Origin of the sequence: Methylobacterium longum, assembly GCF_022179385.1 — a bacterium.
In the GTDB taxonomy this organism is placed as follows: Bacteria; Pseudomonadota; Alphaproteobacteria; order Rhizobiales; family Beijerinckiaceae; genus Methylobacterium; species Methylobacterium longum.
The window spans coordinates 1-8,402 of the sequence record NZ_BPQS01000090.1 but is presented as its reverse complement, the minus strand read 5'-3'; the positions used below and the strand labels follow the sequence as shown (position 1 = coordinate 8,402).

At 65.3% G+C, this 8,402-nt stretch carries 10 protein-coding genes; 3 read left to right on the top strand and 7 right to left on the bottom strand.

What is annotated here, in order from left to right; translation table 11 throughout:
- A partial coding sequence (locus tag MFF58_RS30780; RefSeq protein ID WP_505744328.1) for an HflX-like GTP-binding protein occupies positions 1-321 on the bottom strand: 321 nt, incomplete at its 3' end.
- Between the two features lie 316 nt (positions 322-637).
- Between MFF58_RS30780 and MFF58_RS30775 the strand changes: the two genes are divergently transcribed.
- Complete coding sequence (locus tag MFF58_RS30775) at positions 638-1,900, top strand: NAD(P)/FAD-dependent oxidoreductase (RefSeq protein WP_238294010.1); 1,263 nt, start codon at positions 638-640, stop codon at positions 1,898-1,900.
- Between the two features lie 86 nt (positions 1,901-1,986).
- Here the strand turns inward: MFF58_RS30775 and MFF58_RS30770 are convergent, their stop codons facing one another.
- From MFF58_RS30770 to MFF58_RS30750, 5 genes are all read right to left on the bottom strand, one after another.
- Positions 1,987-3,024, bottom strand: coding sequence for a sodium:calcium antiporter (locus MFF58_RS30770; protein ID WP_238294008.1), 1,038 nt, complete (start codon positions 3,022-3,024; stop codon positions 1,987-1,989).
- Between the two features lie 165 nt (positions 3,025-3,189).
- Complete coding sequence (locus MFF58_RS30765) at positions 3,190-4,302, bottom strand: PQQ-dependent sugar dehydrogenase (RefSeq protein ID WP_238294006.1); 1,113 nt, start codon at positions 4,300-4,302, stop codon at positions 3,190-3,192.
- A 197-nt stretch (positions 4,303-4,499) separates the two neighbouring features.
- Complete coding sequence (locus tag MFF58_RS30760) at positions 4,500-4,649, bottom strand: hypothetical protein (protein ID WP_238294004.1); 150 nt, start codon at positions 4,647-4,649, stop codon at positions 4,500-4,502.
- A 364-nt stretch (positions 4,650-5,013) separates the two neighbouring features.
- Positions 5,014-5,271 carry a DUF6894 family protein gene (locus tag MFF58_RS30755; RefSeq protein WP_238294002.1) on the bottom strand — a complete coding sequence of 86 codons (258 nt, stop codon included), beginning with the start codon at positions 5,269-5,271 and terminating at the stop codon, positions 5,014-5,016.
- Entirely contained in the window at positions 5,271-5,984 is a 714-nt protein-coding gene (locus MFF58_RS30750) for a Crp/Fnr family transcriptional regulator (protein WP_238294000.1), read from the bottom strand. The genes MFF58_RS30755 and MFF58_RS30750 overlap by 1 nt, the downstream gene beginning before the upstream one ends.
- Before the next feature lie 269 nt (positions 5,985-6,253).
- Between MFF58_RS30750 and MFF58_RS30745 the strand changes: the two genes are divergently transcribed.
- Positions 6,254-7,417 carry a helix-turn-helix domain-containing protein gene (locus MFF58_RS30745; RefSeq protein ID WP_238293998.1) on the top strand — a complete coding sequence of 388 codons (1,164 nt, stop codon included), beginning with the start codon at positions 6,254-6,256 and terminating at the stop codon, positions 7,415-7,417.
- Positions 7,418-7,533: 116 nt separating this feature from the next.
- Here MFF58_RS30745 and MFF58_RS30740 read toward each other — a convergent pair whose 3' ends face one another.
- Entirely contained in the window at positions 7,534-7,806 is a 273-nt protein-coding gene (locus MFF58_RS30740) for a DUF6894 family protein (RefSeq protein WP_238293996.1), read from the bottom strand.
- 422 nt (positions 7,807-8,228) lie between these two features.
- On the opposite strand from MFF58_RS30740, the gene MFF58_RS32690 reads away from it, so the two are divergent.
- The coding region (locus MFF58_RS32690; protein ID WP_444543585.1) for a DUF6894 family protein at positions 8,229-8,402 on the top strand (174 nt) is incomplete at its 3' end.

The following is an 8,402-nucleotide window of genomic DNA, read 5'->3' as shown; positions in this document are numbered from 1 at the left end:
GATCTCCCGGGCGCGGATCAGGCCGGCGATCTCCTCGACTCGGCCCTTGCCCAGATAGGTCGAGGGGCGGATCCGCGGCAGGCTGATGGCGAGGCTCTCGACCACGTCGAGTTCGATCGCGGCGGCGAGTCCGGTCGCCTCGTCGAGCCGCGCCTCCACGGAGCGCAGGTTCTGGGCTTCGGCCGCGCCTGACGCCTGGGCCGCCGCGTTGCGGGTCAGATAGGGGCCGACAACCAGGGTGCGTGTCTCGGCAGCAAGCTCGACTTCGGGCGCGCCCGGCGGCTGGAGGCGAGCCTCGTCCAGAGAGTGCATCTCGCTCATGCCGTCCTCGATCCCATACACCTGGCCTCCCGCATCAGGCGGAGGCGGTGGATCGGTACAGTCAACCGCTCTGAGCCCGAGGCCATGTAGTCGAGCAACCAGCCTGAATGCGGCCAGGTTCGGTAAACCCGGCTTTTCACTGGCTGATGGTTACCTTGCCCGCCCTGAAACGAGAGGCTGCATCCCCACCACAACTCGGCGCAGCAGCGCCCGCAGAGCCCCGTTCAGGCGAAGGCGTCCCGCAAGCCCGGATACCTCGCGAGCCGAGAACGGTTCAGCAGTCATGTCTAATCAGATGCACTCGGCCCGAACTGGCTTGTCCCATGTCGTCATTATAGGCGCAGGCTTTGGCGGTCTCGCGACGGCGAAGGCTCTGGCCGGATCGGAGATCCCGGTCACGCTGATTGACAGCAACAACTACCACCTGTTCGTCCCACTTCTGTACCAAGTCGCGACCGCCGCTCTATCCCCGGCCGATATCGCCGAGCCTATCCGCCACATCCTGGCACCCTACTCCAACGTCCGCGTGGTGATGGGCCGGGTTGCCGGAGTGGATACTGCGGAGAAGCAGGTGCACCTCACAGATGGCGAGGCGATCACCTACGACCGTTTAGTGATCGCCACAGGCTCGACCAGCACCTACTTCGGCCACGATGACTGGGCTTCCTATGCGCCTTCGCTGAAGAGCATCGAGGAGGCGCGCGCGATCCGCACCAGCGTCCTTCAAAGCTTCGAGCTGGCGGAGCGGGCTCAGGATCCGGTGGAGCAGGAGCGGCTGATGACCATTGTGGTCGTGGGCGGCGGCCCAACCGGGGTCGAGATGGCAGGTTCGATCGCTGAATTGGCGCGCCACGCCCTGGCACGTGACTTCCGCCATATTGATCCGGCTACGGCGCGTGTCATTCTCGTAGAGGCGGGACCACGCCTCCTTGCCGCATTTCCTGAAACGCTGGCTTCCTACGCGCGGCGGTCGCTTGAACGCTTGGGCGTGACGATCATGGCGGGGAAGGCAGTGGAGAGGATCGATGCCGCCGGTGTGACCATCGCGGGAACGCTGATCCCGGCTGCAACGATGATCTGGGGGGCGGGCGTGCGCGCTTCGGCGGCGGCGTCCTGGCTCGGACTCACGGCGGATCGAAGCGGACGCATCCCCGTGGCGGAAGACCTCTCCGTGGTGGGCAAAACAGACATCTACGCGCTCGGTGACACGGCACTCTGTCTCGATGACGCAGGACGGCCTCTACCCGGATTAGCCCAAGTCGCTCAGCAGCAGGGGACGCATCTCGGCCGCGCCCTGCGCGCGAACCTGACGCGTGGAACAGCGCTGCCGCCCTTCGTCTTCCACAACCGCGGTAACGCCGCCATCGTCGGCCGTCACGCTGCAATTTTCGATTTTGGGCGGGGCCGGCGCCTCAGAGGCTTCGCAGCTTGGCTCCTCTGGGCGGCGGTACATGTGGTCTTGCTGGTAGACTTTGCTCAGCGCGTGCGCGTCTCGCTGCAGTGGCTCTGGCGTTACCTGACCTACCGTCGCGGGGCACGCCTCATTACGACGCCGCCGCAACCAACGCGCGCTCCGTAAGTGCACGAACGACGAAGCGTCGCTTCAAGCAGTTCTGTAAGGTCGCGGCTCAGCTCTCTCTTGGGCGCCACATGGACCCACGATACTCACCGCGCCAGAAGATAGAACACAGCACCAAGATACACCGCGTAAGCACCGACAAACAGCCAAACGCGGCTTGGCCCGAGTTCCTGTCCATGCCGGAAATGGTTGAGTGCGATGTAGGCCAGCAGCACGAAGACAAGGAAGCCTAAGTTCACAAGGTAGAGCGCCGGATTACCAACCGACGCGCCAGCCAGGGCCGGCGGGATCAATGCAACGGTCAGGGAAACGATGCCGTCGGCCATGGCGGTGGAGACAGCGGTGGTGGTCTTGCCCTCGCGAGCAAGGCGCCAAGCGGCGAAGCTCTCCGGCAGGGCACAGAGCAGACCGATGACGAACAACCCGACCACCAGGTCCGACGCCCCGAAGGCGTCCGCCAGTCGCCGCGCGGCTACGACACTGGCCAGCGCTCCCAAGGCGATTGCGGGCACAGCGAGGAGTGCGCGGGCGAGCGGGGTCTTGTTGGCGGTGTGGGGCTGCGCCCGTGCTTTGCGCGGACGCAGCAACGCACGGGCGAGATACACACTCCAAGCTGCCAACAGCAGGAGCCCATCGAGTGGCTGCAGGCCCGCCCAACGAGGTGGAAGGGTCAGTGCTGCAAGCAGCAGGACGATGAGCAGGTAGGGTACGGCTTGCACCTCCACCGCCGCCGGCGCGACGACAGGCAGGTGTGGCTCGACTGCCGCAGCGCTGACCGAGGTCCGCTTCAGCGCGGGGTCCTGGGCGGCTTTCCCCGGCTTGTGAGCCGAGCGGAGTGACAGCCATGAGAGCAGGACGATGAGTGGCAGTGCCGGAACATTGGAACCCAGCGCAGCCCCAAGCCCCAGGTCAGGCCATCCGAACGCGACACTGGCGATGTTGACGGAGATTTCCGGGGCTGCGGTGGCCATGCCGAGCAGCGCGCCCATCACTGTGCCCCGCATGCCGGCGCGGCCGGCATAGGCATCAAGAGCCTCCGAGGCACGAGAGGCACCCCACTGCATCGCGCCGATCCCCACAATGACCAGAGACAACCAGAGCACGAGCAGGAGATTGCCGGACAACGTGTGTGTTTCCTGTAGGGCGCAGCGGCGCTGGCCGGGCGAAGCTTGCGCAATCCAACCACGCGAGGCCTGCTCCGTTCAGTTGCAGCACGGGATGCTGCTGCGCGCTCCACCACCCGATTTCGTTCCTGTCCGTTAGCAACGCTGTGACGGACAAATGCAGCTTCAACGATCCGTTCTGAGGCGCAGGATGCGCCCGTCCTCGTCAGTCAGGATGTAGACGAAGCCGTCAGGACCCTGAGCAACGTGCCGAATGCGCTCGCCCACCGGAACGCGCTCCTCCCCGGTCACATGTGTCCCGTCGAGTGTAAGGCGGATCAGAGCTTGAGAGGCGAGCCCAGCCAGCAGCAAGTCTCCGCGCCAACTCGGAATGGCGTTGCCCGTGTAGAAGGTCATGCCCGAGAACGAGACAGAGGGCGTCCAGTGGTAGATGGCGTCCACGAGGTCAGGTCGCGTCGGTGGCCGCGGGATCGCACTGCCGTCCGCGTTCTCTCCCCAGCTGACCAGAGGCCAGCCGTAGTTGCGACCCGGCTCGATGATGTTGATCTCATCTCCGCCGGTCGGGCCAAACTCTCCCTCCCAGAGCGCACCTGTATCCGGGTGGAATGCGAGGCCCTGGATGTTGCGGTGGCCGTAGGTCCAGATCTCAGGCCGGGCGCCCTTGCGCCGCACGAAGGGATTGTCGGGCGGCGCAGAGCCGTCCGGGTTGATGCGGATCAGCTTGCCCAGATCTGTCGAGAGATCCTGAGCTAAGTCACTGTTGCCCCGCTCTCCGGTCGAGATGAACAGCTTGCCATCGGGCGCGAAGATCAAGCGCGAGCCGAAGTGATTTGCGTTTGCCACGGCTGGCTGCTGCTGGAATATGACTTGGAAGTTCTCCAGTGCGGCATTGGCCGCGTTGAGGCGAGCACGTCCGACAGCGGTTGCGGCCCCGCCTTCGCGCGGCTCTCCGTAGCTCAGGTAGACGAGGCGGTTCTCGGTGAACTTGGGGTCGAGCGCGACGTCTAGAAGCCCGCCCTCGTAGACATAGACGCGCGGCACGCCAGCGATGGGCCGAGACACCTGCCCGTCAGGCGAGACGATGCGGAGGTGGCCGGCGCGCTCTGTCACGAGCATGCGCCCGTCGCTGAAGAAAGCGAGACCCCACGGATGATCAAGGCCACGAGCGACGGTCTCGACGAGGATCCGAGCCTTCTCAGACTTTAGGCGCTGTTGCCCTGCAGCAGGTACGACAGCCACCGTAAGCGCGGCACAGACCAGGACGGCGTATCGGTTCACAGCGCTTCTCCGGCCCTACTCCCGTGCAACCAGCAAGGTGGGGCGGAAGATCGCCGTCTCGGCGGCGGACCAGACCGCAAGGCGTTCGGTATTCCGGCCGCCTAGGGCATACCTCTACGGCAAGCGCAGAGCCGCCCGAGATCCTGTCCGCTGAGGTCTGCTTCGATCAGCGGACAGGCGTGTCTGCGGACGGGATCTCAGCGGGCGGTTTCGATCCGCCCTCCAGAGTGCTTGGCGAGTTCAGCCCGGAGGCGCGCCGCCTCGGCTTCGTGTCTCGCGGCAGATGCCGCGATCCGCGAGCACAGATGGTCATAGAACGGGCGTAGCGACTGCGTCAGGCGCATCATCGGTTCCTCCATCGTGACAGGCCACCCGCCACATGGTGCTCGGCGATCCGATCAAGCGGCGGGTGGACCTTGAACCAAGCCTCTGAGATTGGTTGTCCCTGGCGTGCCGCCAAGACCGGCTCGCGACGTGGCGCAGCTCTGCGATCTATGCGCCAGCCTCGGTACACTATGGGCATGCGGATAAAGGCCGGCACCGCCGGTTCACTATGGGTGCGCCTCTAGCAGATCGGCGTTTATGACCGCTTCCGACCGAGGCCGTCGTCTAATCGCCTCGCATAAAGCAGGCCCTGGGAAGGTCCGCTGTCCGGTAGCAGAGCCGCAGAGTGGCCGTCCGCCTGTCTCGCTGGAACAGCGCAGATCGCGCTCAGTCGAAGTCACTCTCGGGTACGGTGTCGCTGAACGGTACCGTGAGAACCGGCTGGCCGCCCTCGTCCATGATCTCGAACGCGCACCCCATCCAGTCCCGGATGAAGGTGTGACGCTCCCGCGCGACCATGATCCGCGCCTGCGACAGCGCACGCTCACGCGCGGCATTCAGGTCTGCAAACTCCTCGCCTTCCGGGTCTACGGCCAGACCCTCGGGTCCGGGACGATGCCGGACGTTGAAGAAGAAGCGCGCCATCAGGCGCCCTCGATCAGGCGGGCATACTCAGCCTCGGGTAGGCCGTAGCCGTCGTCCGCCACCTGCTCCATCGTCTCGCGATCCAGGATCGTGATCTTCCCGCGCTGCGCCTTGATCAGCCGGTGGCCCTCCAGCGCTTGCACCGCCAGGGTCGTGCTGGAGCGCTGCGTCCCCAGCATCAGCGACAGGAAGTCGTGGGTGATCCGGATGTCATCGCCGTCGATCCGATCGTGGCACATCAGCAGCCAGCGGGCGAGGCGCACGTCGATGGTCTGGCTCGCGTTCACGTAGGCTGTCTGGGACGTCTGCGTGATCTGCACCTGGATGAAGCGAAGCAGAAGCTTGTGCAGGCTCGCACTCCGGCTGATGGCCGCGCACAGCGCCTCCGTGGTGATGACCAGCATCTCGCCCGCGTTCTGGACGAACTGGTCGTGCGGCGTGCGGTCCGAGCCCAGCAGGATAGGCCAAGCGCCGATCAGCCCTTCACGGCCGATGAGGCCAGTCTCGACCCGGCCGCCCGAGCCTTGGGTCGTGATCGAGCTGAAGCCGACCTCGGGGAAGAACAGCTGCTTGACCGGGGTGTTGGACGGGATCAGCGGCTGACGCAGTTCGGTCGTGATCAGCTGCAGGTGCGGCTGGAGCAGCGCGAAGTCGTCTTGCGAGAGCGCCTTCAGCAGGCGATTGCGGATGCTGGAGTGCTGAGCCTGGGACACGCCTCTGCTCCCTGCTGGGGCAAGAGCACACGCAGTCTCCCAAGCGCCTGCGCCCGGATCATCGGCAGACGATGACTTCAGTAACTGTGCGCCTTTGGCGATTGCAATGCGGGAATATAATCGGTCATGGATCGAACACTGCGGACGGTGGGATACCACACCGGAGGTCAGCGGCACCTTCAAAACCACTCTAAGCTGTGTTTATAGCCGATGTTACTGAGCCATGCACGATTGGGATAGGCAAACGGCTCAGCTTGCCGGAGCCTTGCATGCATTCGATAGGTCGCCGCCCGGCAATCCTGCTCGCGGAGGGTGATGCCGTCATCGGCACGGACCTGAGCGACGCCCTGGAGCGAGCGGGCTACCGCGTGCTTGGTCCCGCGGGCACGGAAGCCGAGGCGCTGCGCCTGCTCGTGCAGGAGAAGCCGACCTTGGCCATCATCGACGTGGTGCTGAAGGATGGCCGCTGCACCGGGCTTGCCCGGGCGTTGCGCCAACGCGGTGTGCCGTTCCTCGTCCACTCGGGCTGTCGGCAGGATCAGTGCACGGCCGGCGACTTCCAGGGCGTGCCCTGGTTCAACAAGCCGGCCGTGGCCGAGGACGTGGTCATCAGCGTGAATGAGCTGGCCGCCTCGGAGCCCGCACTGGCGACCGAGGCCCCGGGCTCGCAGCCGACCGCGTCCATCCGCTCGCTCTATCCGAGCACCGCCACGGGCAATCCGCTGATCCGCAAGCTGGAGGGCTTTACGTCCCTGACCGAGGCGGACCGGGCCATGCTCGCGCGGATCAGCGCGGAGACGCGCCTCGTGGCGCCCGGCACCGATCTCGTGCGCGAGGGCGACGAGCCTGCGGGCGTGTTCCTGGTGATGGCCGGTCTAGCCTGCCGCCACAAGCTGCGGGAGACCGGCGCGCGCCAGATCATGGCCTACCTCGTGCCGGGCGACCTGTGCGACCTCGACGTCGCGCTGCTCGACACCATGGATCACACCATCAGCACGCTCTCAGCCTGCGAGGTCGTGCGTCTTTCACCCGAGACCGTGGCCGATCTGCTGGCCAATCATCCGCAGATCGCCAGAGGGCTGCGCAAAGCTCAACTCGTCGACGAGGCGACCTTGCGCGAGTGGCTGGTCAACGTCGGCCGCCGCTCGACCGCGGAGCGGATGGCGCACCTGTTCTGCGAGCTGCTCCTGCGTCTGCAGGCGGTCGGATGCGCCTCGGAGGACACCTACGCGCTGCCGCTCACGCAGATCGATCTGGCCGACACGCTTGGGATCACCCCGGTGCACGTGAACCGCACGCTGCAGGACTTCCGCCGCGCGGGGCTGATCGAGTTGAAGCGGCGGCAGCTGAAGATCCTCGACCTGCCGCGGCTGCGCGCCCTGGCGGAGTTCCGGCCCAACTACCTGCACCAGGGCGGACGGGTCGCCGCATAGGCTGCGCTGCAGCTCGTATAGACCGCAACGAAGGGTGACGATGTTCTCAGCGCCGTCCTTGCCGTGCCCATCGGACGCGTCCGCGTGCTGTCTCATCGCACGAGCCGGCGAGCACGTCAGGCGACCGGCTGCAGTGTCCACCCGGAGCTACGCGGGGCGGCCGGCGCGGCGACGGCGGAGAAGTCGAGCCGCAGCAGGATCATGTTGCTCTCGTCGGTGACGTCCATGCGCCACTCCTTACCGAGCGCGATGCGGTGCGCCTCATCCTTCAGGATCTCCCCGGCGAAACGGATCGCCTCGACCTGAGCAGTCTGGAAGTCCGGCAACTCGGTGCCGTCCTCATCGCGTCGGTCTTGGCCGTCGAAAATGTGGAAGTGGAAGCGTGGCACGGCAATTCGACCAGTCGAGGCGGAAGCTTGATGCTCTCAGTCGCGGTATGCAGGAAATCGGAACCGCGATGACTGCTATCCTACCGCCTTTCATGATGCATGCTGTTCACGTAGATCAGTTTTACCTTGGCCGGAACGACGCACCCATCGAATGTCATGCTTCTTACACTTCTGCCTGAGCGATGCTGAGCGGCATTCCGGGAGTGGCCACCGGTTTCATACGCTGCCCTTATACGAGTGTGCCACGCCGGCAGATTGCTTCCTGAGGCCAGCCGACATTCAGCAGTTGATACACGAGTGTCTGGTTCCCATCCGTTTGCAGACACAAGCGCTCATCCTCGGGTGAGCCTGATGCTTTCACATAGCAACACATCGCGCCTTCAGCCGCTTTACCTCTTCGACTTGGTGTACGTGAGACGGCTGTGGCTCGGTACTACTTCGACATCCACGATGGGGAGGCACTTCGCCGGGACCCAGAGGGGAGTGAGTGCGACAGCCCTGAAGCCGTCCGGGATGAGGCCATGCACGCCCTGCCGTTCGTCGCCAAGGAAGCGATCCCCCGGGCCGTGAGTGACACGCAGGCCTTCACCGTGCTG

Excerpts from the sequence above, each read along its gene's own strand:
- MFF58_RS30760 (WP_238294004.1), bottom strand. The coding sequence starts at position 4,649 with ATGATGCGCCTGACGCAGTCGCTACGCCCGTTCTATGACCATCTGTGC.
- MFF58_RS30745 (WP_238293998.1), top strand. The coding sequence starts at position 6,254 with ATGCATTCGATAGGTCGCCGCCCGGCAATCCTGCTCGCGGAGGGTGAT.
- MFF58_RS30755 (WP_238294002.1), bottom strand. The coding sequence starts at position 5,271 with ATGGCGCGCTTCTTCTTCAACGTCCGGCATCGTCCCGGACCCGAGGGT.